Source organism: Mitsuaria sp. RG (genome assembly GCF_028369275.1).
GTDB classification, from domain to species: Bacteria; Pseudomonadota; Gammaproteobacteria; order Pseudomonadales; family Pseudomonadaceae; genus Aquipseudomonas; species Aquipseudomonas peradeniyensis.
In genome coordinates, this window is record NZ_JAQMYQ010000001.1 from 215,209 (window position 1) to 237,869 (window position 22,661).

Here is a 22,661-nt window from a genome sequence, read left to right on the forward strand (position 1 = left end):
CCGCGGTCAGCCCGGCTGGCCGCGGTCCACCTTGCTGCTGAGGATGATCGACGTGGTGGTCTTCTCCACCCCGTCGAGGCTGCCGATCAGGTCGAGCAACTGGTCCAGTTGCTCCGGCGAGTCGCTGAGCAGCCAGGCCACGTAGTCGAACTCGCCACTGACCGCGCACAACTGCTGGACCTGCCCCATGGCGCTGAGGTGGCGCACGATGTCCTTGCCCGAGCGCGGCTGCGCCTTGATCCCCACGTACGCCTGCAGGCCGCCGCCGATCAGGCGCTGGCCCAGGCGCACGCCATAGCCGGTGATCACCTTGTTGCGCTCCAGGCGCTCGAGCCGCGAGTTCACCGTGGTGCGGGCGATGCCCAGCTGGCGGGCGAGGGTGGCGACGCTTTCGCGGGCATTGATCTGCAGCAGCGCGATCAACTGGCGATCGATGGCGTCAAGGGCGATGGAGGAGGTGGCCGGCATGGTAGGTCTCTTTTGTCGAGCTGCTAGCCTATGCAAGCGCGACCGCTTCGCGCAAGGCGTACAAAGGTGTCCGGGGCTGGCATTGCGCCGACAAGACGGTACGATGGCAGGCCGCTGCCATCGGGCAGCCTGGACCATGGCAGGAGTGATTGACCCATGAAGTTCAAGGACTGGTACTGGCGGCGATGGATTCGCCAACACGGTTGCAAGGTGAGCACAGGCATTTCCAAGTTCGGCAAGCGGGCGAAGCTGGCGCTCGAAGCCGAAGTGCGCATGGGCGATGTGGCGGTCAGCGCCGCCACCCTCGACGTCGCGATCGGGGCTCATACCTATATCCGCAGCGGCGGTTCGCTGCAGGTGGTCGAATCGATCGGGCGTTACTGCTCCATTGGCAGCGCGGTGGTCATCGGCCAGGAAAAATACGCTCACCCCACCGATTGGCTGAGTTCGCACCCTTTCCAGTTCACCGGCACCCAGTGGCAATACGAGCCGCCGAGCACACCGGCACGTATCGGTCACGACGTGTGGATCGGCGAAGGCGCGATGATCATGGAAGGCGTCGAGGTGGGCACGGGCGCAATCATTGCCACCCGCGCCCTGGTCACCCGGGACGTACCGCCCTACGCCGTGGTGGCGGGCTTTCCGGCCAAGGTCGTGCGTTATCGATACCCGGAAGCGATGATCGAGCGCTTGCTCGCATCGCGCTGGTGGGAGCGCGATACCCGGCAGTTGCTGGAGCTGCCGCTGCATGACCCTGCCGCCTGTCTTGATCGGATCAGCGGGCTCGGTGAGGCAAGTTACGCGAGGATCGAGATTTCGCGGCGTGGCTGCAAGGTGCTGACGTCGGCTTGAATTGCCGAGAATCTGTCACGACCGGGGCTGCTGCGCAGCCCTGATCGGATTTGATCAACGTGACGCACTGGTCTGCGCCGTGGCGCAAGGCGACTTCAGGCCAGCAGTCATGCTCTCGACGTTGTCGAGCATCTGGTTGCCTTTGTTGACCTTCTGCGCGTTCTCCGCAAGCTGCATGCGTTGGTCATAGGTGGCTGAAGTGCCATTCATGCTGTTCTTGGTTTCGAGCACGGAGTTGGCGATGCTGAGCAGGCTGCGGCCGGTGGAGATCAGGTTGTCGGTCGCACTGGGCGTGCACGGGGCGTTGCCGCCGGCCATCTGGCTGGGCTGCTGGCCCTGGTTGTAGGAGCCCGGTGCCACGCAACCTGCGAGCGTGGCCAGCATCGGTACAACGAGCAGGGCCCCAAGCGTTCCTTGGATGTTCATGTGACGTTCCCTCGATCACTGGGCTCCGACCCGGTGCCGAAGCGATGGAGGGATTCTAGAAACGCGGCAGTAATGGCGAAATAGAACGGGTGTGCTAAAGGCACTTTGCCGCTGGTCAGCGCGACCCGAGCTACAAATCCAGGGGAAGCTGGGCACTGTACCGCCCGTGTATTGTTTTTTGTACCGCGGAGCGGCCAGGTTTTTCGGCCATGACGTTGTTCTCCTGGTGAAAATGTGATCAAGGTTGTTGCAAGGTGGCAATTACATACCTAAGATCCCCGCCTTCTCTCACCCGACAGCAAAGGAGGTACATCATGCAACAGTTGATCACCCTTTGCAGGTCGCGCCTGGCTTGAACGCATTCGCCGCTACTCGTTAGCGGTACCGCAACGCCCGGCCTCTGGCCTGCCAATCCGAACATCTTTTTGTTTCAACCCATCAGGATTGGACTATGGGCACTTGCATTCGCAATTTGTCCGACGGCGCCGTATTGGTCGCCGCGGACGACACCTGGATCGAAGGAAAAGCGATCCAACAACTCGAAACCACCGCTCGCCTAGGGGGCATGCATCGGGTGGCCGGCATGCCGGACCTGCATCCGGGGCGTGGCTATCCGGTCGGCGCGGCATTCTTTTCCGTGGGGCGTTTGTACCCGGCGCTGGTCGGCAATGACATCGGCTGTGGCATGGCGCTGTGGCGCACGGACATCCCGACCGCCAAGCTGCATCTGGACAAGCTGGAGAAACGCCTTGGCAACCTCGACCTGCCGCTCGACGAGACGTGGCAGGAGGCCGTCGCCAGCTTCGGTTTGCCTGCCACGGGGCACGAGCGTTCTCTAGGCACCATTGGTGGTGGTAACCACTTCGCCGAGCTGCAGCAACTCGATGAAAGCTACGACGATACGGCCCTGGCAGCCTTGAGCATCGAGCGCAAACACCTGCTGTTGCTGGTGCACAGCGGCTCGCGTGGTTTGGGCGAGGCGATCTTGCGTGAGCAGGTCGACCTGTTCGGTCATCACGGACTGGAGGCGGGCAGCGAGGCCAGCACTCATTACCTGGGCCGGCACGACGGCGCGCTGCGTTTTGCCGAAGCCAACCGTCAGTTGATTGCCCGGCGCATGCTCGACCGCTTGCGTGCCGATGGCGATGTACTGCTCGACATCAACCACAACCTGGTGTCGCCAGCGCAGGTCGACGGGCTCGATGGTTGGCTGCATCGCAAAGGCGCCACACCGTCGGATCAGGGGGCGGTGGTGATCCCTGGTTCGCGCGGCGACTACAGCTACTTGGTACAGCCGATCGCCGACGAGCGCAGCCTGTTGTCCCTGGCCCATGGCGCCGGACGCAAATGGATGCGCAGCGAGTGCAAGGACCGCCTCGCCTCGCGCTACAGCGTCGAGCAACTGAGTCGTACGGCACTAGGCAGCCGCGTGATCTGCGCCGACCGGGCGCTGATCTACGAGGAAGCGCCGGAGGCCTACAAGGCTATCGACTCGGTGGTGGATGCCTTGCGTGAAGCGGGGTTGGTTCGCGTGCTGGCACGACTGAAACCGGTGCTCACCTACAAGACGCGCGGAGGGTGCTGCTGATGATCCTGCTGCAACTCTCGGCGGCTCAGGGGCCGGAAGAATGTGCCCTGGCAGTGGCCAAGGCATTGCTCAGGCTGCAGGCCGAAGCGGATGCCCAGGCCGTGGCGGTTCGGATACTCGAAGAAGAATCGGGGCCGCGGCGCGGTACCTTGCGCTCGGTGTTGCTGGCACTGGATGGTGAGCAGGCCGAGCGCCTGGCGGATCACTGGACGGGCTCGCTGCAATGGACGTGCAGCAGTCCGTACCGGCCGGGGCATGCGCGCAAGAACTGGTTCTTTGGGGGCGCACGGTTTGCGCCACCGGCACCGGAACTGGCGAGCGAGATCCACTTCGAGACCTTGCGTTCGTCCGGGCCGGGTGGCCAGCATGTCAACACCACCGACTCGGCAGTGCGCGCCACGCACCTGGCCAGCGGCGTCAGCGTCAAGGTACAGAGCGAGCGTAGCCAGCACGCCAACAAACGCTTGGCGCTGCTGCTCATCGGTCAACGCCTGGCGCAGCAGGCAGAGCAGGTCGACAGCGAACTGCGCGCGGAGCGGCGGTTGTTCCATCACCGCATCGAGCGTGGCAATCCCCGTCGGGTGTTTCGTGGCGAGCGCTTCGAGCCGGCTGACGAGTAGATTGTGTGCGAGACCATAGGACTGTATCTGAGGTGGTCCCGCCAAAAACGCAAAAGCCGCGCATCGCGCGGCTTTCTGTTTGGTGGGCCCACACGGACTCGAACCGTGGACCAAAGGATTATGAGCCCGACAAAAAGGCCTGTTGTCGTTGAGAAAACCCCGCAATGTGCTGATTTTATTGAATATGTACGTACATGCGGGTCGGGTTTCTGTTGGCGGTGTGGACGTAATGTGGACGCTCCTAGCTGTACCTGATTGCACACCTGTTCAAATCTTTGCACGGCGTGCAATGCCCCTTCCTCCCCGGCGGCCTCCGCCGTGCCTGCTGTAGCCCTCCGCTGCACCCACCTGGTCCTTTTCACTTTTCTACGAGGCAAAGCGCGTCGGCGGGAGGGGGATAAGTGATTTCATTCAGCGAAATTTTTTCGGAGACCAAAATCTCGAGGTTGGTAGTTGAGAAGTCTCGGTGGTGGCACTATGGTGTCAGTCAATTGTTCAAGGGAAATGGATCGATGAGCATCACACCTCGTGGCATGAGCGTTACAGAGGCATATCGCCTGTACAGGGAAGATAGATTAATAGTTAATCGTAAGTACCAAAGGAAGCTTGTTTGGACGCTTGCGGAAAAGCAGAAGTTAATTGACAGTCTTATCTCGGACTATCCTATTCCGTTGATAATGCTAGCCGATGCGTCGCGAGGAAGTGATACCTACTATGAAATCATGGATGGTATGCAGCGGCTTAATGCGATATTTTCATTCATCGAAAACAATTTTGACTGGAATGGTAAGTTCTTTGACGTAAAAGAGTTTGCGCGTGCAAAGCAAGCTGCTGAGGCGGGTGTCTTTGATATAGTTCAGGGGGAAGATGATAATATGCTTCCGCCAAGTGTTTGTGCCAACATAGTCGATTATCAGTTGGCAGTAACCATTTTCCCTATTGAAAGCGAAGACCAAGTTACTGAGGTGTTTGGGCGGATCAACTCTGGAGGTCGTCAGCTTAGCGCTCAAGAAAAGCGGCAGGCAGGAAGGGTTGACGACTTTTCTATGGTTGTAAGGGCTTTGGCGTCTGAAATCAGGGGTGACGCATCTAAAGAAATCTTAGCTCTCTCTGGTATGCCAGAAATCAGTATTGATTCATCCCGTTCCAGTATGGGTTATTCACTTAAAACTGATGAGGTTTTTTGGTGTAGGCAAGGTGTCTTGACCAGCCAGCAATTGCGAGATAGTCAAGATGAAGAGATGATCTTAGATGTCTGTGCTTCAATCGTGCTCGGTGAGCCTATAGCACGGAGCAAAGAATTGTTTGATAAAATTTACGACGAGTCGGAAGCGGAGTACGAGAAAGTTCGGCGTGCGTTTTATAGCTATGGGGCCGATCGTTTAAAAGAAGAAGTTAAAGTCACGATGTCTGTCTTGAATCAGATTATTGCTGGCTATAGTACAGTCCCAAATACTTTGCGTGCGGTTGTTAATCCATCTTCAGGAAACCCAATAAAGCGGTCATTTTATGCCGTGTTTATGGCGCTCCATAACCTCGTTGTCGTGCATGAAAAGACTCCAGAAGATTACGCTGGTATTATGAAGGCAATTGTTGGTCTTCAGGCAGATCTTGTCCGCAGTGCGAACTATGCAACCACTCATGATCGTGTGAAAAACGTAGATAAAACAGTGGGTCTAATTCAAAGGTACTTCGTTAGAAAGGATCCGCCCATGCTTAGGCATGGTGCTGGCCTTGCGTTGGATATGGAAAACTCTCTCAGGCGCTCCCGGATAGAAACTTCGCGTTACGAATGCAAACAAGGTTTTTTGAAATTAGACGGCAGTCGAGATGTAGATGCTTCGCTTCCGAGTAAAATTATTGAGACCATTTGCGGCATCGCAAACGTCGGGCCGGATGCAGATGGATATGTGTTTGTAGGTGTTGCGGATAGAAAAGTTCACGCTGAAAGGATCGCAGAACTCGATAAAGTTCAGGCTGTAACTGTTGGTTCTCGATATGTGGTCGGTTTGGATCGAGAAATGGCGGTAATGAAAATTGGTGCCGAACAGTATTTGGATAAATTTCTTGAATACATTAGGAAGTCCGAACTGTGTGAGCCTCTCAGATCTCAAATTTTGTCGCAAACAGACTTTGTTGAGTATCGAGGGTTGTCAGTTTTACGCATTAGAGTTCCTGCTCAGAACTCAGTTTCTTTTGTCGGGGATCAAGCCTTTGTAAGAGAGAACTCTTCAACCGTTGAGGCTAAAGGTAAAAAGCTTATAGCGGTAAACGAAATCTTTCGGAGGTAGCGTTTAGAGTAGGTAGGTTAGGGTAAGACTTGTTGTCTTACCCGCTACCACAAATACTACGCCTCACATAGTTATTTTCCTAAGCGAAATACCCATGCCGAATGCCGAATCCGCTCCTTGGTTGAACATGCTGGCATTGTTTGGAGGGGGTGTAGGACCATGTACATGTCCGGCCAGTTGGATATTGATGTCCCGAACTAAATTGAGCAGTTCACACAGTACCTGAAGTACATTCACGGCATCTGAGCCGAGCCAAGTTTTCGGTGCCTGTAGGCGTTGGCTACCTGCCGTGAGGGGAATAAGTGATTTTCCTCCTTGGTTTTCTCCTTGAACTGGATTTTCATGCCGTCCGGTCCTGCGGCTCGCCCGCTCGTGACGGAATGCTGAAGGCCATCATAAGACGAACTAACAAGTACCAAGGGGGGCTCCCTGCGGAACGACAAGGATTCGCTCCGTGACGTACGACTGTCCGAAATGACAATGCAGAAATATCTATCGAGCGAATTCGAGGTTATTGACGAATGTGCCTATGCTCAGTCATGGTAGTGGCAGATAGTCTAAGAGCTCTAACTATCTAAAAGTATATTTCTCGTTTAGCGTTTTCCATCTTGCGCAGGGGTAACTAAATGCTGCTCGCGAAAAGCTGCCACACAAAAGACAATGTGAAGTCCCGTGGAACAGTTAGGCTCGGCTCGCTGCATGAATATAGAAATACGGAAATACAGCAGATTCAAGATCGAAAAGAGGGAACCTTGGAGTTTAATCTTAAGTTTGACGGAGTGGTTGCTGTCAACAAAAGAGAGCTGGCGCTATTACTTCAAGGTCTCGGCATTATAGATGATTCGATTGAGCTGCCCAACTATTACCCTGGTGCCTTTTCAGTATATGTAGAGAACTGGGATGACATAGGGCGCACCGATGAATCGATCCTGTTGCGTGACTGTTCATTAGTGGTGAGTAGACAGGTACACAACAGCTTTATTTTCTGTATGTCTAAAGTTAGGATGATGAAGGATGCTAGGGGGTTGTTCCCTGAGTATGACGACTGTTGGTACGTGAAATATACCGACATCGACTATTTAGGTTGCGCACTGGGGAACGCACTTTTGAAAAAGGTCAGAGAGTCGCTAAAGACGGATACGCCTTTGATAAGCAAAGATGCGAAACCTGACGAGCTCGAAGTTCAGGTGATTGCGCAAATGGTTAAATATTGCCCGCGCGAAGTACATATTCGCTCAGGGGAAGGACTTAAGTTTGATAGCTTCATGCGCGCCATGGAGACAATGGCATTTATCAAGCCAGAGTCTTTTGCGCATGAGTGCGAGTTCAGGTTTCAATTCTTTATTGAGGACAAAGAGAATCGATATCACCCTCTAGTTAATAGTGTGATATTGGATGTCGACCCTACTGATATCAAAGCGTTATAAGGGCTAGGCTTTTACTCAAAGCGCTACTGGTGGCCGCTGCGGCACTAAAAGACGCAGCATTGTTTGGTACGGGGCTGGCAGCGTGAACATGCGCTGCTAGCTGCAAGTTCATCTGCTCGACTAGGTCAAGTAGATCGCACAACACCTGCAGCACGTTCACTCCTTCCGACCCCAGCCAGGTCTTCGGCGCCTGCAGACGCTGGCTACCCGTCGTGATGCTCTTGCGCATGCCCTCGATGCGCTCCTGCAGGTCACCGCCGATCGCCGCGTTAAGTTTCTGCCCAACCACCAGGTTCAGGTCGCGCCCGGTGGCCTGGTGCAGGTCATCGACAGCGGCCAGGCTGGCCGAACCGCCCGACAGTAGCTTGAGCGCGCCCAGGGCCTCGATCTTCTTCACCCCGCCCACCGTCTCGGTCGAATGGTCGTCCACGTTCCTGGTGTGGCTCTGGAACTGCTCGCGGTTGGCCAGCGATTCCACTTCGCGCTCGATCGCCTTGTCCTGGATCTTTCCATCCGTCTGGCGCAGCCAGTTGCCGTCCGCGTCCACACGTTGCTGGCAGGCCTCGCTGTGCTGCCAGACCTGGTCCCCTTTCGGTACCCGGGGCAGGCTCAACCCATGCGGCAGGATCTGCTGGATAAACGGCTTGTGCGGCAGGCCATAGGCGAACGACACGACCACGGTCGTGCCTTCCTCGGGAAAGCCGAACATGCCGGCCTCCTGGCCGCCCATCGGCGCCGGCAGCGGCAGGCTGGTGAACACCGGCAGCGCTGGGTCGGGCTCGCCGTCCGGCAGCAGCACCTGGACGTCGACGCCGAAGCGCGGGCGGAAGTCGTCGCACAGCCCAGGCGCCGCTGGCGCATCCGGTACCGCGACCACACGACCAAATCGAGGCAGGTGATAGCCCCCGGTGATTTCAGGGAACTGGCGCTCTACTGCGCGGCGGATTGCGTCTTCCATCGGATACCCATCTGATTGCCGGCGAGCGCGACATGGGTCACCCGCTCGCCCTGGTTGATCGTTGCACCAGGACGCAGCCCGGGCAGGGCTGCAATCGTGGCGCTCTGGTTGCCCTGGTAGTGGTCGAACAGCTCGACCGGCAGCTGCAGCGCCGGGCGCACGCCGAAGTAGCTATCGGCCCAGCAGCCTACGAACACCTCGCCATCACCCTGCTGCTGCCAGATGAAGTCGGGGATGTTGAACACCTGGGCCAGGCTTTCCATCGCTTGGAAGCCGGCGGCGAGGCTGTAGAAGAAAGGCGCCCGGGTTGTGGCGTAGGGTTGATCGGGCACCCGGAAGCGCAGGCCGGTGTGCTGGCTCACATGCTCGAGCACGCCACGCAGGTCCACATGGCGCAGGTTCATGGGCAGCGGCTTTGCCAAAATGGCCGCCAGCTCGCGGCAGAACAGTACCTGCTGCTTCGCGTTCGCCGCAGTGCTGCGCTCGACGTAGCCGATGAAGTGCCGCTGTAGCGGCTTGTCGTTGTAGCCCAGGTCGAATGTGACCAGGCCCTTGAGTGGCGCGCCGGCCAGCACGGTGAAGGTCGCCCGGCCCGGGTTGCGCAGCTCAAGGCGCACGTCCGACTTCACCAAGTCGTAGCCGACCCCACCCACAGTAAGTACCTGGTGCAGCTTCATGCGCCGCTTCCCAGCCAGTCATCCACCTTTTTCAACGTGTTTTCGAAGCCGCTCAGTCCCGCCTGGCCTCCAGCCTCGTCTGTGCCGGCACTGGCCCCACCGACTGCCGAGCCGGTACCCGACTGCGCCGTAACGCCGTTCTTCGCCCGGCGCGTCTCGACCTTCTCGGGGTTGGACTTCTTCTCGGTCAGGCCGAACTGGACCCGCCAGCAGGCCAGGGTGTCGTCCTCGCGGGCACTCACGCCCTCGGCGAACTGCACCTGGCGCATGCCGAAGGCTTCCGCCGTGCTGTTCACCACGCGGTAGGTCTTGAGCTGACCACCGCCCTCCGTGGCCTCGGCCAGGCGCATCAGGGCGCGCAGCCAGGCGCTGTTCACATAGGGGATCGTCAGGGTGACCGTGAGCGTCTTGGGCTTGAAACCCTTGTGCGCGGTCTCTGTGTTGCTGGTCTGCCCCGACATGTCCTCGGCCTCGATCCGCAGGTTACCGGTGACCTTCAGGCTTTTGCCGTCGACCGCCTCGCCGTCCAGGAGTAGCAGTGTCATAGGCCCACCATCTCGCGCACAAAGCTCAGGCCCTTCTCAGTGCCGACCAGGAGCGCGCCGGCGCTCATCACCCATTCATGCCCCGGCGCATCACCTTCCAGCAGTCTCCGGCGCAGCTCGGCGCTGGTACCTGGGCCAAGCAGGCGGGCACGGATTGAGGTGTCTGCCTGGCCGTCCTGCAGCTGATTGCGCAGATCTGCCAGCTTTTGGTCGCGCTCACGCTGCTGGGCCGCCTTACGCCCGGCGAGGCCCGCCAGTTCGGCCATGGGTGACGTGTCGGCGGCGTAGCCTTCCAGCACCGCGATCTGGCCGGCCATGGACTGCTGGGCGGCTTTGACCACCGTGCAGCGCTCAAGGGGGAGCGTCTGCCAGCGTGGCAGCGCGCCGGCCTGTGGAATCTGCCACTTCTCGGTTTCTAGCTTTGCCAGGTGCTCAGCGCGTCGCTGTGCCCGCACCAGGTCAGGGACTGGCATCAGCGCGTTGAAACGGGCCAGGCTGGCGGCGAGCTGGTCAAAGCGGGTCGCCAGGAACAGCAGACACAAGGCGTACTGACTACCTTGTGGCCGACCCGTGTCCGTGGCGTCCGTGAGCTTGCCGGCCAGCTGCTGGAGCAGGTTCGGCGCGGACAGGAAGCGCTGATAGCCTCGGCCCTGGCCGATACCCGTCTGGAACGGGGTCACTGTCAGGCAGGCCGGCGCCTCGCCCAGTTGTTCAGCCAAGGCCTGCCGTCCGGCCTCGATCGCGCCCTGGGCCGCCGATCCAACTGGTCCCGGGTTGGTGGTGGCCATCTCCTGCAGGCTGGCGAGGCGGCCGCCGGTGTCGGCCAGCTCGCTACCGGCCAGCGCCTTTGCCGCGTCCAGCTGACCCATCCATTGCGTTGCCTCGCGGGGCCAGCGCATCGCCACAGGTGACCAGGTCATGCCGGCACCGTCCATTTTACAGCCCGCAGCGCTTTGATCTTTTTGTCCTGGAGCGCCTTCGCGGCTTCACGCCGAAGTTGGTCGGCGTGCTGCAGCGCAGCCTGCTTGAAGACGACCAGGTCTTTGTTCACCTGCAGCAGTTGGTCGCGGGTATGGGGTAGGAACTGCCGGATGCCGTCCACGTCCGTGCACGGGTAAGCGCTGTCCAGACCGCTGAACATCAAGCCGGTGAGGTTCACCTGGTCCTCCAGGGCACTGCTGTAGCGGTGCGCTTCGCCCAATGCCGCTGAGTCGAAGCCGCCTTCGATGTACTGCGCACAGGCGGTGCTGATCTCGCTCAGTTTCGCCGGATACAGCTTTGCCAGGATCGCCGCTGTGTCGTCCACCCAGGCGCCGTTTTTCCACACCTGATCCGGCGCGGGTTTGGCCATGGTATAGCCTGCGGGGATAGGGCCCATTCCATTGATTGTCAGAGGTTCACCGTTGGTGATGCTGTACACCACCAGTCCCTGGTAATAGTCCACCAGCTGCCAGGCTTTGCCATTCCAGTGCGCCGCCTTGTTCTCAGGAACTTCTGGGGGAGGTGTCTCCACACACCCTCCCGGGATGAGGAACACGCCTGGCTCCAGGGGGGACTCGTCGGCCTCGGCGATGCCGATGAACAAGCCCAGGGCAGATGTCTGGTAGACCGTTTTCGTCTTTGTCATCGAGCACCTCAGTATTTGATGAAGTAGTACAGGGCCATGTTCACGGGACGCGCCTCGGCGCCGCCGGAAGGGTCAACAGTGACGGTGTGCGCATGCGCGCCATCGCTGGCGATGTTCAGGGTATGGCTGTGGTCCCCGGCGGCCTGGATACGGTTGTTCGCGACCAGGTCCACACCGGCGTAGTGCATGGCTGATCCTGTCCCCGGGATATCCTGGGTGGTCGGCGTATTCAGGTAGTGGAATGCGTGGGTGTGACTACCGGCGACCGAAGTGTTACTGCCGGCATGGATGTGACTGCCGGCAACACTGGTCGAGGTGCTGTGTGAGTGGGATAGGTTCTGGCTCAGCTGCAGCGTGCCCGGTGTGCGTCCAAGGTCAAAGCCTCGCGACTCATCGACGTCGCGGATAAACAGGCCACGGGTGTCTGGTAGGTTGAAGGTGGTAACCCCGTCTCCGGCCCCGTAGTAGGTACCGATCGCTGCGAACAAAGCGGCAAACGTGGTGCGGCTGACTGCAGCCCCGTTACAGCGAAGGGTGCCGACAGGGGCAGTACGGGCGAATGTCTGAATCAGTGTTCCCGCCGGCACGATGCTCTCAGGCTTCAGATTACCGGTGTGGTAAAGCTCGACAGTAGGCGTCCACCCGCCTTCGTCGTGGGTGGATCGGGCATAAAGCCGAGCAATGGGGCCACCCTGTGCCAAGGCCAGCTGAGCGAAGTGTTTGCCACTTGCATACGGTACGTTGATCACGCTGCAGTAGTTAACGAGGCTTGTGTCTCCTGATACCCAGGAATAGAACCCCCCATCGAGGCCCAGCGTGTCCACGTGCCCAATCGGCGCCAGGGTACCAGCGAGCCCCACGGAACCACGCTTGATGGCGTCGGTGATGCCGTAGCCTGCCAGGGTCGTAGGCTTGCCACTGATGACCTTCGACCAGTCAAACCCCGTCAGGGTCAGGTCGACAGAGACGTCCTGCGTACCGTTGAAGCTGACCTGCCCAGTGGCTGCGCCCTCAAAAGCGAAGGTTCTCGCCGTCGCCAGGGCCTTGGCCTTGCCGGCAGGCGTCGTGCCGTCCACGAGCTCCACCACTTTGTCCCGAACCGCGTTCACCGCCTTGACGGTGGCGAAGTGGTGGACCAGTGGTCCCTCGGCAGGCACTACCGTGCGCATGTCCACCACTGTGTCGAGGGTGGGTACGTCATGAAGCAGCACGACGTAGTGCTGCTCGCCAGTCGAATCGACATAGTCGGCCCGGTCAGCGGGATCCTGGAACACCGAGAACGAGGCAACACGGTCATTCAGCTGGCCCTGCAGGCAGACATCCAGCCACAGCTTCGAAGGCAAGGCCCCTGCGTTCACCGAGACGATGTCCTCGGCATTCACGCGGATCCCTTCGATGTATGCCAGGCCTGGCTTTACACCCAGCTGCGCGCCGACCTGGGTGAAGGCAAAGGCCTCCCCGATGAAGCACGCTCGCCCGAAGATGTCGCGGTTGCTCTGCCGTTCGCGCTCATCGATGCCGGCCAGGCGCACGGTGAAGTCGTGCTGCCAGGTGCTCGCATCGATCATGATGCCGGTCAGCTCCTTGGCCCCGCTGTACTCGACCAGGATGTTGCGCGTGGTGTTGTTGCCGATCTGATGCGGCGGGATGTAGCGGCGCTTCTGCTGCAGCGGCACATAGGCCACCGCGAACAGCACGCCCTCGGCGGTTTCCAGGCCCAGCCAGTTCCAGTCGAAGTCCCCGATGCTGCTGTTGAGCATCGAGCTGTACACCACCTGGTTGGGGTTCACGTAGCCGGCACTGGTGGCCGGGATCTCGTGGGTGTAGACGATCTGGTCGGCGGGCGGTTTGAGTGCGGCGCGGTCGATCTCGGCCTGGGGATCGAGGCCGGGCACGTTGGCATAGATAAACCGTACAACGTCCAGCAGCTCGCGACCGGCCTGTTTCTGGGCAATGAGGCTTTCGCCGGCGAGGGTGATTATGGCCACATTCGGCTCCTACAGGCGGGCGACCAGCGTCTGCTGGTCGTCGTTGAAGTCCGCCGCGATCACATGCAGCGAAACAGGGGTGGGGGTGATGAAGTCGTAACGTCGGCAGGTGCGCCCGTATTGTTGGATCAGCACGCGCAGTAGCTGGGGGTTGAGGGCCAGTTGGGCGTCGGAAAGCTGCAGGAGGACAACATCCCAGTCGCGATCGTCCGCACGCTCGCTGATCTCGGCTTTGCCTACGCCCAGGCGCACCAGGATGCGTTTCAGCCCGGCGATGCTGCCCGCGTCAACGGCGTTGATGAAGGCGTGCTTCACGCGCAGGCGGTACAGGGTTTCCGGTTCGCCCTTGAAACGTGTGATGTCGCGCTGCCAGGCCAGCAGGTCGAGGATCGTCTGGTGGCAGGTTTCGGCGTCCAGCTGCTGGAGCGGCCAGCGCATCCAATCGGTAACCCTCATCCACCAGGCCTGTGCGGCGTCCTTGAGCTTTTCCAGCTCCGGACCACCGAGCCAGAACGGCAGCTTCAGCGGGGTCATGGCAATGTCACCTGCAGGCTGCTGATCCGGGGAATGCTCAGCTCCGACAGGATGTCTTCGTTGTCGAAGTGCAGCGACTCGATATCGGGAAAGGCCTGGTGCAGCTCCTCGGCCAGGCGACTGAACGAGAACCGCGACTGCGGGTAGGTCAACGTCGGCTGATAGTCGCTGGTGGTGCTTTCGCGGAACGCAGCCCGGATGAACTGGGTAATGCCATCCTGCAGGGCCTCCAGGCGCGCGGCGGTGAGGTTGACCCGGGGCCAGACCGACAGGCTAACAGCGTGCTGGGTCACGGGCATGACCAGCACCAGGAGGTCATCGCCATGACCGTGGTTGCCGCCATCGCGCACGTGGGCGTTGATCTCGCCCAGGAATGACTCCGCCGGCACGTCGGCCTCGAACAGCACATAGGCATTGGCACTGCCCGGGCCTCGCGGGGCGCCGTGCTCGAAGTACACGCCATCAGGGCGCACACCAGGGAAGGCGGCGATCATGGCCCGGTAGACGGCATCGGTGTGCCACTGGTTGACCGCGCTGAACTGGTTGCGCACGCGCAGGCGAAGTTGGTCGTCCGGCTCCGCGTCGGCACCGGGGGCCGTCATCCAGCCATCGGCGTTCACCACCTGGGCAATGCCCGGGATTGGCTCGGGCAAAACGGCGTAGTAACCGGGCGCCAGGTTGTAGCCGCTGCCCACCGCCTGGGCCTGGACCTTTACGGATAGCTGCAACAGCCCATCGGGGAACACTGCGTCCTCGATCGTCACCAGCTGGTAGACGTGGCCGTTGATCGCTGGCGACTGCACCACGGCACCGGCGCGCATCAGGAGCTCGCCGGCGGTGTTCTCACGGGTGAACAGCAACACGCCCTGGGTCTTGGTAGCGCCCTTGCGCTCGACGTTCACGGCCCAAGCCAGGCTTTCCAGCCAGACGCCGCCGGCAGTCTTCACGAAGAAGTTGGGCAGTACGGTGTCGCTGACGAAGCCAATCAGCCACAGCACCGGTTTGGTCACCAGGGCAGTCACCACACGCCAGAATGGCGAGTAGGCGCTGGTGTTGCTCAGCTTGCTGCCCTGGGCTGCCACCTCGGCCTCCCAAGCCTTGTGCAGGCCCGCTTGGGTCGTGGGAATGCCCGCGTCGGCCAGCGCCTGGCGGAAATCTATGTCGCTCACAGGTACACCTCGATGTCACCGAATTTCAGGGTTCGCGCCGTCACCAGGTACACGCCCGAGCTGTCCTGCAGGATCTGCGCGGTACCGGGCACCAGGCGTTCGTCGTTCTCCACCAGCAGCTCCAGCTGCAGGATGCAGTCGGCTTGCCGCTGACGGCTGCGCTCAGCCACCAGCGTCACCAGCAGCCCGCTGTCGCGGATCATGTGGGCGATGTCCTGGGCGATGCTGGCCCTGTCCTCGATCAGCAGCGGCTGACGGGATGGGTCCAGCACCAGGTCGTTGTGTTCAATCAACAGGTCGATGTAATCGCTCATCAGCCCACCGCCATTTCCATCATCTGTTCCAGCTCCAGCGGGTTCATGGCCTTGCCGGTGTGGATCTCCACCTTGTCCACGTGCATGCGTCGGTCCTGGGCCTGGGTGGTGTTCTGGATACGGGTCATCAGGCCGCCCTGGGGAACGCTGGCGGGGCGGTCTGGCGAGAGGCTAGGCGCGGCCTGGGCCAAGCGCTGGCGAGACTGTTCGGCCTGCGCGATCGGCGCTGTGGTCGCCGGCGAGATGGCTGCAGGCATCGGCATCATCAGCGGGCGCGGTTGCTGCACTTGCTGTAGGGCCTTGGAGTCGGGTAGCGATAGCGAGCTGGTCACCGGGGTGATGCCTACCGGCAGCACCTGGCCAGGCACCTGCGGCACGTCCGGCACCGCCGGCAGATCACCGAAACGGGTCTCGATGTTCACCCCTGGGATCTTGTTCAGCAGCTCGATCACCCCGTTGATCGCGTCGCGAAAGATCGCAACGATGCCGTCCCAGGCCGCGCTGGCCATTCCGGCCCAGCCGCCCATGGAGTCAAACCAGGCGCTGAGCTGCTGCAACTGCTCACTGACCCATTTGAAGGCCGCGCTGTCCAGGAGCGCGGCTGTCAGCTCGTCCCAATACGCGGCCACCAGTACGACGGCCGCGACCAGGGCGACGATGCCGGCGATGACCAGGCCGACCGGGTTGGCCATCAGCGCGGCATTCACCAGCCAGATCGCGCCCTGCCAGGCGAGCATGGCGACCTTCACGATCCCCATCCAGGCGAACATGGCGATCAAGCGCACCATGAAGACCGTCAGCACGAAGGTGTGTTTGAAAAACATGGCGATGCTCTTCCAACCGGTCCAGGTGAGGACCTTCCAGACCGCTACCAGGCCGGTCCAGGTCATCTTGCTGATGCCGACCACGATAGTCAGGGTACTCAGCGCGGCGGTGATACCCAGTACGGACAGGGTCGCGATCCCGAGCACCCGGGTGATGTTGGGGAACAGCTTGGTCCAGCGGGTCAGGGTCTTGCCGATGTCCACCAGGCGGTTCATCAGCGGCTGCAGCATCGGAATCAGCACCTGGCCGAACGAGATGCGCAGGGCATTGACCGCCGCACCCAGTTGTTGCCAGGGATCGACCATGTCCTGGGCCATCTTCTCGGCTTGCTCCAACCCGCGAACCTTTGCCAACTGGTCCATGCCGTTCTTCAGCCGGTCGGTGTCCTGAGCCAGGGCACCGATCACCTGGGCGCCTTCGCCGCCGAAGGCCTCAATCAGCTTGGCGTTAGCCGCGGCGCCGCGAAGATCCCCAAACTTGCCCTGCAGCTTGGCCAGGATGTCGAGCATCGGCAGCACCTTGCCGTTGGTGTCGGTGAACTTCATCCCGAGCTTGTCCGAGGCGTTCTCGATGTTCTCGAAGAACGCCTTGTAGCGTCCGCCGGCGTCGCCGCCTTCCATGGTGCTGGACAGGCTGCCAATCACGGCCATCTGCTCGGCCAGGTCGATGCCGGCGGCGGTGGCAATCGCGCCGGCCTCCTTGAAACCGTCCTTCATCTGCTCGCCGCTGGTGCGGAACAGCTGGACCGCCAGAGCGGTCTGGCCGCCCAGCTTCTCGACCCACTGGCTCTTGCCCATGGCGTCGGCCTGCTGCTTCTGCAGGTTGTACAGCGTGCCGACGTACTCACTCATCACGTCCTGGTCGGACTTGGTGGCCTTGGCCAGCACGCTGCTGGTGTTGGTGAAGGTGGCCAGTTGGGAGCCGGCCAGGCCCTTGATCGCGCCTTCGATCTTGTACGCCGAGGCGACGAAGTCGCGGGCGTTCTCGCCGTAGGCCACGGAAAAGTCCAGGGCCTTGGTGTTGAGCGCGTCCAGGGCATCCTCGGCCACGCCCAGGGAGCGTACATCGCCCAGGGCGCGATTCACTTCCAGGGCGGGCTCCAGCGACGCCTCGATGCCGGTCAGCGAGCCCCACAGGCCCGCCACGCCGGTACCGATCTGCTTGATGTTGGCTTCGCTTTTTTCCGCCAGGTCGTTGAAGCCCTGAGTCACCTTGCCCAGCGGCGCGGTGACCTTGTCGGTCAGGGCCAGGATGAACTCCAGGCGGCTGGATGCGTTGTTCGCGCTCATGGGATGGTCAGCTTCCGTTGAATGCTCGGGCGATGCCGTTGGCTATGGCGATTTCCATGCGCCGCCAGTGCTCGTCCTCCAGCCACTTGGCTGTGCCCAGGTTCTCGGGCGTGGGAGCGGCACCGGGCAGCCAGCGATCAGCCAGGGCCAGCAACTGGCCCAGGCCGTCCTCGGTCAGTCGCTCAGCGTGGCCGAGCGCTTTTTTACGGTGACCTCAACGGTCGGGGCGTACTCCTCGACCAGGGCGCCGGCCAGCTGCAGGACGGTCATCGGGTTGGCCAGCAGCGGCTTCAGCTGCTCTTTGTGTTCAGGCTTCACGGCGTTGACCAGCAGGTTGTTGGCCGGGGCGACCTTGTTGGACGGGGTCAGTGCGTTGATGTACTTGGTCATCAGCGCCGGATCGATGGCGAAGTCCAGGGACAGGTCGCCGACTTCCAGGGTGATCTCGGTGCGTTGGGTCATGGTGCTGCTACTCCGTTGGGGGTTGTGGCGCACAAAGTGCGTTCGCGTTCCTGCAGGCCCAGGATCATTTGCCGACTAAGGGCGAGCTGATCCCGGAGGGTGAAATAAGCCGATCGAGCGTCTGCTGTGAGTTCGGCGGTGGCTGCATCAGCCACGCCGGCGCCGTCGGGATCGGCGGGCACTGCGGGGCAGGTGGCGTTGACGAGCAGCCGCTGATCGCCGCGATCAACAGCGCGCTGCAGATCCTGGTTGCGTTGCTGTGCATGGCTCAGTTCCTGGGTGTGTTTGTTGTCGAGTGCGGCGGCGATGGCCAGGCGCTCGCCGGTGATGCGGGCGGCCTCGCGCAGGCCCTTGGCCTCGCCCTGGGCCAGGTCGCGCTCCGATCGGGCGTTGTCGCGCTGCTGCAGGACCAGATCGAAGGCGAACCAGGCCGCGCCGACGACCAGGACAAGGGCCAGCAGCGGGATCAGGCCGCGCACAGTGCTGCCTCTTCAAGGCGTCGAGCATGCAGCCCTGGTACGAAGACCTTGCGCCCCTTGATGTCGGTGACGTAGGCCCACACGGGACGCCCATCGGCGCCCCAGGCCAGCGCTCGGCAGCCTTCCGCGATGCGCCCCGCGTTGATGAGGCCTACGGCCCGGCTTGCACAAGTCGAGGGCGTCCCGACGTTGTGCCCGTGGCTGGACAGCGCGTCGAAGGTGTTCTGGTTGATCTTGTCGTTGGTCAGGCAATCGGCCAGGCCCAGCTGGCCCTTTTCGACCACCAGTTGCTCCACCTCGGCGCAGCGCTCCGGCGACCAGTAGTCACCGACAATCACAGGGTAAGGGCTGGTATGGCGAGTGATGCCCTTGCACACGGTCGGCAGGCCCCGGGCCAGCTTGTCGGCGTAGGCCACGTTCTGGCCTTCGCCTTCCCACTTGCCCAGGAAGGCCATCAGGGTGCTGCTGCCCAGGGCCAGAGTGATCGCGCCGGTGATGATCTTGTTGCGCAGGCTCATCCCTTGGCCCTCCAGTTGCTGAGCATCTGGCGGTATTTGGGGACCAACAGAACGATCTGCAGCACCATGTACAGCGCGGTCAGCATGTAGGCGACCGCCGACCAATCGACGGCGCCGGTCGCACCGGTGGCAGCCACGCCGATGGCGGGCGCCGCCTTGGCCACGGCAATCGCGGTGTCCTGGGCTGCTTGATTCGCGCTCATCGCTGAACCCCTTTCTCGAAAGTGGACTGGCACGGGACGCAACGAGTCTTGCCGCCCAAGGCGCGGCGCGCCTCGGGGATCTCGCCGTCGCAGTCTTCGCAGTGAGTGAGGCTCGGCCCGGTCGGCGCGGTCTTGCCCCGGGCTGCGGCGATCGCCAGGTCACGTTGACGCTGCTCCAAGGCCTGGGCGCGGTCGAACGGGCAGACCATCAGCTCAGGCCCTCGATCTCTTCGGCGGACAGGTACGGCACGCCGTTGATGTGGATAAAGTCCGGGCTGGTGACATCGAACGGCAGCTTGTGCTTGGTCTTCTCGCCGCCCTTGGGATCGATGTTCAGCAGGCTGGAGATCTTCAGCCGGCAGCCAAAGGCCTCCACGCGGATCTCGTCGGTCGGCGTCTTGGCGTAGAACAGTTGGTCGAAGGTCTCCAGCTGACGGAAGCTGCCGGCCTTGCCGGCGGCCTCGATCAGCAGGTTGAAGTTGGTGGTGTCCACCTCCAGCTCGCCGCTGGCGGATACGTCGCCGGCGACCCAGCCGTCCGGCACGCCCTTGGTCTGTGCCACGGCGCTGTTGTCGGTGATGTCGAGGGTGGCGGTTTCAACGTGGATCTTCAGGTCGCCCACGCTGATGTCGAAGTTCATGCCGCTGATCTTGGCCATGGGTTACTCCTGGTTGTCCTGGGAAAGGTCGAGCGCGATGTTCGCGGTGATGTCCTTGGGGCAGTTGTGCGGGCGGATCTTCAGGAACACCTCGACCTGGTTGCGGCTCTTCCAGGCAATGACCAGGTCGCCGTCCTTGGGTGACTGGATCTCGCCCGGGAACACCTCGCCGGCGAACTTCACGGCCTTGGCCATCTTGCGCAGGGGCGCCATCAACGCGCTGGTGTTGGCGGCCATGCTCGCGGCGCTGTTGTTCAGGCGGCGGTCACCGATGCGGCGGATCAGCAAAGGGCGTACCTGGCGGGCGGCCTTGTCGGCCAGGCGGAGGTATTCCAGGACCTGGAAGTCGCTCGCGGCGGTGTCCAGCATGTTGGCGTCACCCCAGTACACGCCCTCGTAGTCCGGGTAGGTCTGGGAGACGGAAAAGCGCGCCTTGTCCAGCTCGCTACGAATGGCAGACGGCAGCGGTACGCCTTCCTTGTCCTGCGGTACCGCGCCCAGGCCCTGGACTGCGCCGCTGGCCACACGCATGGGGCTGTCCGCGATGCTCCAGGCCGCATTGGCCAGGCGCCCGGCCAGTACGCCCAGGTCATTGCCATGGAGCTGGGGCACGGCGACGACGCGCGGGGCGGCAATGCCGGCGGTGATTGCTTTCTGTTCCACCAGGTATTCGGCCCAGGTGGCGACCGGCAGGATGCCGGCGGACGCGGCCAGGACGAAGGCGCGGCGCCCGTATTTGGCGTTGAGCTGATCGGCGGCGGTGTGCATCGCCTCCAGCTCGGCGCCGGTGGTGACCGGCTTGGTGATTACCACGCCCTCGACGGAAAAGCCTTGTTGCTGGGCGTACTCCAGGGCCGTGGACCAATCACCCTCAACGCCGATCGGCGCCGCCAGGCAGGCCCAGCGGTCGCCGCCGTTGGCCCGGGCGGCGATGATCTGGGTTTTCAGGTCGCTGGCCGCCACGCCCAGGTCGTTGTCCAGGTCGCTGTCGGTGTTCAGTGGCAGCAGCTTGCCGACGTTCTTGCCGGCGGGGCCGATGAAAAGGAAATAGCGCTCGATCTCGATCACGGCACCCTGGCCGAGGTTGAGATTGTTCACGCTGACTTTGCCGAGTGCCATGTGATGCCTCGTTAGCGGGGTGAGTGAAGGATTTGGTCCAGTACCTGGTTCACCAGGTCGCTGGTTTCTTGAGCGCTCGCGCCCAGGAACTGGCGTTTCGGCAGCTTGATTTCCCAGCTGTCGGCGCCGGTGGTCTCGCCGCGTTCCTCGTCCAGGACGCGAATCAGGACGCCGGCTTGCATGTAGCTCACGTGCTCGAGGATCCAGGCGACGCTCGGGCGGCTCAGGCGTTTCTTCCCGGGTTGACGGACCTTGAACCCCAGCCGGAGCAGGCGTTTCGCTTGCTTGGCGGTGGACACGGCACCTTCAGGCACGCGGTTCCAGCGGCGCATCTGCTGCGCGGTGCGCCGCTCCGAGGCGCCGTTGTGTTGCTGTCCCGCGACCCAGCGAGTCAGGCCGTTCTTCCAGCCCAGCACTGCCTGGTCGGGGGTCAGGCTGGTGACCTGCAGCAGCTTGCCCAGGCCGGCCTCCATCTTCTTCTGGCCTGGCTGGGAGCGTTTGCGCGGGGCGAAGGGCGTACCGTCCAGGTTCTCCTGGGCGCGGATCCGCCGGCGGCTCATCGAGCGAGTGCGCTTCGACACGTTGTTGAGCAGGCGCCGGCGCAGGCGCGGGGGCAGCTCCAGCAGGGCGAGCTGCTTCTGGGCGTCCAACATCCCCCGGATGTCCTGCTGCAGAACCCTACTGGCCATGGCTGGCCACCTCGCCGCGCTCGGCAACCCACAGGTCGAACGGCACAAACGACCAGGTCCTGCCGAAGGCCTCGATCTCGCCGGCGTCGTCCTCGGCCAGGTACTGAGGCTCTACAAAGTCCAGGACCAGCTCCACGTCGAACAGGTCGTTGCCCAGGTCCAGCGGCTCGACGTTGAACGCCGGCGTCGGCAGTTCGAACCGGTGGCGCTCGGGATCGTGGGATTCCAGCCAACTGCCCACCAGGGCCATGAGGCGCCCGGGGTGGCCGGTGAAGCGCTCGAAGTCGAACACGGCGCGGTAGCGCATGTTGCCCATCTGCAGGCCGCGTTCGGTTTCAGCCCACACCAGCTGCAGGTCGACCTGTTCCGACCAGGCGTCGAGCTGTTCAGGCGGCACCAGCTCGCGCTCGAGCAAGTAGGCGGTCAGCGCTTTCAACTGGTTCACAGCAACGCCGCCGTGATGCGGCTACGGCCCTGCAGGGCACGCACAGCGCCTTGGCTGTAGGCCAGGTAGGTCTCGGCGCGCTCCGGGGCTTCCTTGCCGGTGTTCTCGGCTACGTCGCGACGGGTCACCGTGGCGTAGTCAGCCAAGCCGGCGGCCTTGGCGCGGCAGTACACGGCACGCTTGTACAGATCGGTCTTCAGCTTGCGCTCTGGCAGTAGCATCGGATCAGCGCTGGCCACGGCGGTCATGCCCAGGCCCTGCCAGCTGGTCATCAGCTTCTGCAGGTCCTGGTTGATCTCGGCCATGGCCACGGTCAGATGAGTGACCAGCGTTTCGCCCAGGTACTCGCCTGGCAGGCGGTAAGCCTTCTGGTACTCAGCCAGGGAGAGGTTCGGCCAGAAGCCGTTGTTCTCGATGGTCTGGTCCAAGACCGTGGTGGGTTTGCCTGAAAAGCTCATCGCTGGCCACTCGAAAAGGGCGGGAAACACCG

28 protein-coding genes are annotated in these 22,661 nt (G+C 61.8%); 5 read left to right on the forward strand and 23 right to left on the reverse strand.

All coding sequences use genetic code 11. The features are described 5' to 3' along the window. Positions 1 to 6: 6 nt before the first annotated feature. On the reverse strand, positions 7 to 468 hold the full coding sequence (locus POF53_RS00955) for an Lrp/AsnC family transcriptional regulator (protein WP_088852407.1): 462 nt from the start codon (positions 466 to 468) through the stop codon (positions 7 to 9). 156 nt (positions 469 to 624) lie between these two features. Here POF53_RS00955 and POF53_RS00960 point away from each other — a divergent pair, with 156 nt between their 5' ends. After that, on the forward strand, positions 625 to 1,320 hold the full coding sequence (locus tag POF53_RS00960; protein WP_232855068.1) for a CatB-related O-acetyltransferase: 696 nt from the start codon (positions 625 to 627) through the stop codon (positions 1,318 to 1,320). 54 nt (positions 1,321 to 1,374) lie between these two features. On the opposite strand, the gene POF53_RS00965 is transcribed toward POF53_RS00960, so the two are convergent. Further along, positions 1,375 to 1,746 carry a hypothetical protein gene (locus tag POF53_RS00965; protein ID WP_046857393.1) on the reverse strand — a complete coding sequence of 124 codons (372 nt, stop codon included), beginning with the start codon at positions 1,744 to 1,746 and terminating at the stop codon, positions 1,375 to 1,377. Between the two features lie 451 nt (positions 1,747 to 2,197). Here POF53_RS00965 and POF53_RS00970 point away from each other — a divergent pair, with 451 nt between their 5' ends. The 4 genes from POF53_RS00970 (at position 2,198) to POF53_RS00985 (ending at position 7,672) form a co-directional block, all read left to right on the forward strand. Next, a complete protein-coding gene (locus tag POF53_RS00970; RefSeq protein WP_498965923.1) occupies positions 2,198 to 3,334 on the forward strand; it encodes an RNA ligase RtcB family protein in 1,137 nt (378 codons plus the stop codon). Further along, positions 3,334 to 3,954, forward strand: a complete 621-nt coding sequence (gene prfH, locus POF53_RS00975; protein ID WP_232855070.1) for a peptide chain release factor H — start codon at positions 3,334 to 3,336, stop codon at positions 3,952 to 3,954. The genes POF53_RS00970 and prfH overlap by 1 nt, the downstream gene beginning before the upstream one ends. Before the next feature lie 512 nt (positions 3,955 to 4,466). Next, a complete protein-coding gene (locus tag POF53_RS00980) occupies positions 4,467 to 6,245 on the forward strand; it encodes a GmrSD restriction endonuclease domain-containing protein (protein ID WP_498965925.1) in 1,779 nt (592 codons plus the stop codon). A gap of 626 nt (positions 6,246 to 6,871) precedes the next feature. Next, positions 6,872 to 7,672 carry a hypothetical protein gene (locus tag POF53_RS00985; protein WP_498965927.1) on the forward strand — a complete coding sequence of 267 codons (801 nt, stop codon included), beginning with the start codon at positions 6,872 to 6,874 and terminating at the stop codon, positions 7,670 to 7,672. Here POF53_RS00985 and POF53_RS00990 read toward each other — a convergent pair. The 21 genes from POF53_RS00990 to POF53_RS01090 are packed head-to-tail and all read right to left on the reverse strand — an operon-like array spanning position 7,659 to position 22,629. Beyond that, the gene (locus tag POF53_RS00990; RefSeq protein ID WP_498965929.1) at positions 7,659 to 8,630 is read right to left on the reverse strand and encodes a hypothetical protein; all 972 of its coding nucleotides are present in this window, start codon (positions 8,628 to 8,630) and stop codon (positions 7,659 to 7,661) included. The genes POF53_RS00985 and POF53_RS00990 overlap by 14 nt on opposite strands. Then, positions 8,603 to 9,307 carry a hypothetical protein gene (locus POF53_RS00995; RefSeq protein ID WP_498965931.1) on the reverse strand — a complete coding sequence of 235 codons (705 nt, stop codon included), beginning with the start codon at positions 9,305 to 9,307 and terminating at the stop codon, positions 8,603 to 8,605. Before POF53_RS00995 ends, POF53_RS00990 begins: the two co-directional genes overlap by 28 nt. Continuing rightward, positions 9,304 to 9,852, reverse strand: a complete 549-nt coding sequence (locus POF53_RS01000; RefSeq protein ID WP_498965933.1) for a baseplate complex protein — start codon at positions 9,850 to 9,852, stop codon at positions 9,304 to 9,306. The genes POF53_RS00995 and POF53_RS01000 overlap by 4 nt, the downstream gene beginning before the upstream one ends. After that, complete coding sequence (locus POF53_RS01005; RefSeq protein ID WP_498965935.1) at positions 9,849 to 10,772, reverse strand: hypothetical protein; 924 nt, start codon at positions 10,770 to 10,772, stop codon at positions 9,849 to 9,851. The genes POF53_RS01000 and POF53_RS01005 overlap by 4 nt, the downstream gene beginning before the upstream one ends. Next, positions 10,769 to 11,479, reverse strand: a complete 711-nt coding sequence (locus tag POF53_RS01010) for a DUF4376 domain-containing protein (protein ID WP_498965937.1) — start codon at positions 11,477 to 11,479, stop codon at positions 10,769 to 10,771. Before POF53_RS01010 ends, POF53_RS01005 begins: the two co-directional genes overlap by 4 nt. Positions 11,480 to 11,487: 8 nt before the next feature. Beyond that, positions 11,488 to 13,467, reverse strand: a complete 1,980-nt coding sequence (locus POF53_RS01015) for a phage tail-collar fiber domain-containing protein (RefSeq protein ID WP_498965939.1) — start codon at positions 13,465 to 13,467, stop codon at positions 11,488 to 11,490. Between the two features lie 9 nt (positions 13,468 to 13,476). Beyond that, on the reverse strand, positions 13,477 to 14,001 hold the full coding sequence (locus POF53_RS01020; protein ID WP_498965941.1) for a phage tail protein: 525 nt from the start codon (positions 13,999 to 14,001) through the stop codon (positions 13,477 to 13,479). Then, a complete protein-coding gene (locus tag POF53_RS01025; protein WP_498965942.1) occupies positions 13,998 to 15,170 on the reverse strand; it encodes a baseplate J/gp47 family protein in 1,173 nt (390 codons plus the stop codon). The genes POF53_RS01020 and POF53_RS01025 overlap by 4 nt, the downstream gene beginning before the upstream one ends. Further along, entirely contained in the window at positions 15,167 to 15,484 is a 318-nt protein-coding gene (locus POF53_RS01030) for a DUF2590 family protein (RefSeq protein ID WP_498965944.1), read from the reverse strand. The genes POF53_RS01025 and POF53_RS01030 overlap by 4 nt, the downstream gene beginning before the upstream one ends. Next, complete coding sequence (locus POF53_RS01035; RefSeq protein WP_498965946.1) at positions 15,484 to 17,598, reverse strand: phage tail tape measure protein; 2,115 nt, start codon at positions 17,596 to 17,598, stop codon at positions 15,484 to 15,486. The genes POF53_RS01030 and POF53_RS01035 overlap by 1 nt, the downstream gene beginning before the upstream one ends. Positions 17,599 to 17,605: 7 nt before the next feature. Further along, positions 17,606 to 17,752 carry a DUF6890 family protein gene (locus POF53_RS01040; RefSeq protein ID WP_371349832.1) on the reverse strand — a complete coding sequence of 49 codons (147 nt, stop codon included), beginning with the start codon at positions 17,750 to 17,752 and terminating at the stop codon, positions 17,606 to 17,608. A 20-nt stretch (positions 17,753 to 17,772) separates the two neighbouring features. Next, entirely contained in the window at positions 17,773 to 18,060 is a 288-nt protein-coding gene (locus tag POF53_RS01045; protein WP_498965948.1) for a putative phage tail assembly chaperone, read from the reverse strand. Then, complete coding sequence (locus POF53_RS01050; protein ID WP_498965950.1) at positions 18,057 to 18,539, reverse strand: lysis system i-spanin subunit Rz; 483 nt, start codon at positions 18,537 to 18,539, stop codon at positions 18,057 to 18,059. Before POF53_RS01050 ends, POF53_RS01045 begins: the two co-directional genes overlap by 4 nt. Continuing rightward, entirely contained in the window at positions 18,527 to 19,057 is a 531-nt protein-coding gene (locus tag POF53_RS01055; protein ID WP_498965952.1) for a lysozyme, read from the reverse strand. Before POF53_RS01055 ends, POF53_RS01050 begins: the two co-directional genes overlap by 13 nt. After that, entirely contained in the window at positions 19,054 to 19,260 is a 207-nt protein-coding gene (locus POF53_RS01060; RefSeq protein ID WP_498965954.1) for a hypothetical protein, read from the reverse strand. Before POF53_RS01060 ends, POF53_RS01055 begins: the two co-directional genes overlap by 4 nt. Beyond that, positions 19,257 to 19,469, reverse strand: coding sequence for a TraR/DksA C4-type zinc finger protein (locus tag POF53_RS01065; RefSeq protein ID WP_498965956.1), 213 nt, complete (start codon positions 19,467 to 19,469; stop codon positions 19,257 to 19,259). The genes POF53_RS01060 and POF53_RS01065 overlap by 4 nt, the downstream gene beginning before the upstream one ends. Continuing rightward, the gene (locus POF53_RS01070; protein WP_232853482.1) at positions 19,469 to 19,918 is read right to left on the reverse strand and encodes a phage protein; all 450 of its coding nucleotides are present in this window, start codon (positions 19,916 to 19,918) and stop codon (positions 19,469 to 19,471) included. Before POF53_RS01070 ends, POF53_RS01065 begins: the two co-directional genes overlap by 1 nt. Positions 19,919 to 19,921: 3 nt before the next feature. Continuing rightward, entirely contained in the window at positions 19,922 to 21,037 is a 1,116-nt protein-coding gene (locus POF53_RS01075; protein ID WP_498965958.1) for a DUF2586 domain-containing protein, read from the reverse strand. A gap of 11 nt (positions 21,038 to 21,048) precedes the next feature. Then, positions 21,049 to 21,726 (reverse strand): phage virion morphogenesis family protein, encoded by a 678-nt coding sequence (locus POF53_RS01080; RefSeq protein WP_498965960.1) that lies wholly within the window; start codon positions 21,724 to 21,726, stop codon positions 21,049 to 21,051. Continuing rightward, complete coding sequence (locus tag POF53_RS01085) at positions 21,716 to 22,171, reverse strand: phage tail protein (protein ID WP_498965962.1); 456 nt, start codon at positions 22,169 to 22,171, stop codon at positions 21,716 to 21,718. Before POF53_RS01085 ends, POF53_RS01080 begins: the two co-directional genes overlap by 11 nt. After that, positions 22,168 to 22,629, reverse strand: coding sequence for a head completion/stabilization protein (locus POF53_RS01090; protein ID WP_498965964.1), 462 nt, complete (start codon positions 22,627 to 22,629; stop codon positions 22,168 to 22,170). Before POF53_RS01090 ends, POF53_RS01085 begins: the two co-directional genes overlap by 4 nt. Positions 22,630 to 22,661 lie beyond the last annotated feature (32 nt).

What these genes read in the sequence shown, in the direction of transcription:
- POF53_RS00955 (WP_088852407.1), bottom strand. Translation starts at nt 468, where the DNA reads ATGCCGGCCACCTCCTCCATCGCCCTTGACGCCATCGATCGCCAGTTG.
- POF53_RS00960 (WP_232855068.1), top strand. Translation starts at nt 625, where the DNA reads ATGAAGTTCAAGGACTGGTACTGGCGGCGATGGATTCGCCAACACGGT.
- POF53_RS00965 (WP_046857393.1), bottom strand. Translation starts at nt 1,746, where the DNA reads ATGAACATCCAAGGAACGCTTGGGGCCCTGCTCGTTGTACCGATGCTG.
- POF53_RS00970 (WP_498965923.1), top strand. Translation starts at nt 2,198, where the DNA reads ATGGGCACTTGCATTCGCAATTTGTCCGACGGCGCCGTATTGGTCGCC.
- prfH (WP_232855070.1), top strand. Translation starts at nt 3,334, where the DNA reads ATGATCCTGCTGCAACTCTCGGCGGCTCAGGGGCCGGAAGAATGTGCC.
- POF53_RS00980 (WP_498965925.1), top strand. Translation starts at nt 4,467, where the DNA reads ATGAGCATCACACCTCGTGGCATGAGCGTTACAGAGGCATATCGCCTG.
- POF53_RS00985 (WP_498965927.1), top strand. Translation starts at nt 6,872, where the DNA reads ATGCTGCTCGCGAAAAGCTGCCACACAAAAGACAATGTGAAGTCCCGT.
- POF53_RS00990 (WP_498965929.1), bottom strand. Translation starts at nt 8,630, where the DNA reads ATGGAAGACGCAATCCGCCGCGCAGTAGAGCGCCAGTTCCCTGAAATC.
- POF53_RS00995 (WP_498965931.1), bottom strand. Translation starts at nt 9,307, where the DNA reads ATGAAGCTGCACCAGGTACTTACTGTGGGTGGGGTCGGCTACGACTTG.
- POF53_RS01000 (WP_498965933.1), bottom strand. Translation starts at nt 9,852, where the DNA reads ATGACACTGCTACTCCTGGACGGCGAGGCGGTCGACGGCAAAAGCCTG.
- POF53_RS01005 (WP_498965935.1), bottom strand. Translation starts at nt 10,772, where the DNA reads ATGACCTGGTCACCTGTGGCGATGCGCTGGCCCCGCGAGGCAACGCAA.
- POF53_RS01010 (WP_498965937.1), bottom strand. Translation starts at nt 11,479, where the DNA reads ATGACAAAGACGAAAACGGTCTACCAGACATCTGCCCTGGGCTTGTTC.
- POF53_RS01020 (WP_498965941.1), bottom strand. Translation starts at nt 14,001, where the DNA reads ATGACCCCGCTGAAGCTGCCGTTCTGGCTCGGTGGTCCGGAGCTGGAA.
- POF53_RS01030 (WP_498965944.1), bottom strand. Translation starts at nt 15,484, where the DNA reads ATGAGCGATTACATCGACCTGTTGATTGAACACAACGACCTGGTGCTG.
- POF53_RS01035 (WP_498965946.1), bottom strand. Translation starts at nt 17,598, where the DNA reads ATGAGCGCGAACAACGCATCCAGCCGCCTGGAGTTCATCCTGGCCCTG.
- POF53_RS01045 (WP_498965948.1), bottom strand. Translation starts at nt 18,060, where the DNA reads ATGACCCAACGCACCGAGATCACCCTGGAAGTCGGCGACCTGTCCCTG.
- POF53_RS01055 (WP_498965952.1), bottom strand. Translation starts at nt 19,057, where the DNA reads ATGAGCCTGCGCAACAAGATCATCACCGGCGCGATCACTCTGGCCCTG.
- POF53_RS01060 (WP_498965954.1), bottom strand. Translation starts at nt 19,260, where the DNA reads ATGAGCGCGAATCAAGCAGCCCAGGACACCGCGATTGCCGTGGCCAAG.
- POF53_RS01065 (WP_498965956.1), bottom strand. Translation starts at nt 19,469, where the DNA reads ATGGTCTGCCCGTTCGACCGCGCCCAGGCCTTGGAGCAGCGTCAACGT.
- POF53_RS01070 (WP_232853482.1), bottom strand. Translation starts at nt 19,918, where the DNA reads ATGGCCAAGATCAGCGGCATGAACTTCGACATCAGCGTGGGCGACCTG.
- POF53_RS01075 (WP_498965958.1), bottom strand. Translation starts at nt 21,037, where the DNA reads ATGGCACTCGGCAAAGTCAGCGTGAACAATCTCAACCTCGGCCAGGGT.
- POF53_RS01080 (WP_498965960.1), bottom strand. Translation starts at nt 21,726, where the DNA reads ATGGCCAGTAGGGTTCTGCAGCAGGACATCCGGGGGATGTTGGACGCC.
- POF53_RS01090 (WP_498965964.1), bottom strand. Translation starts at nt 22,629, where the DNA reads ATGAGCTTTTCAGGCAAACCCACCACGGTCTTGGACCAGACCATCGAG.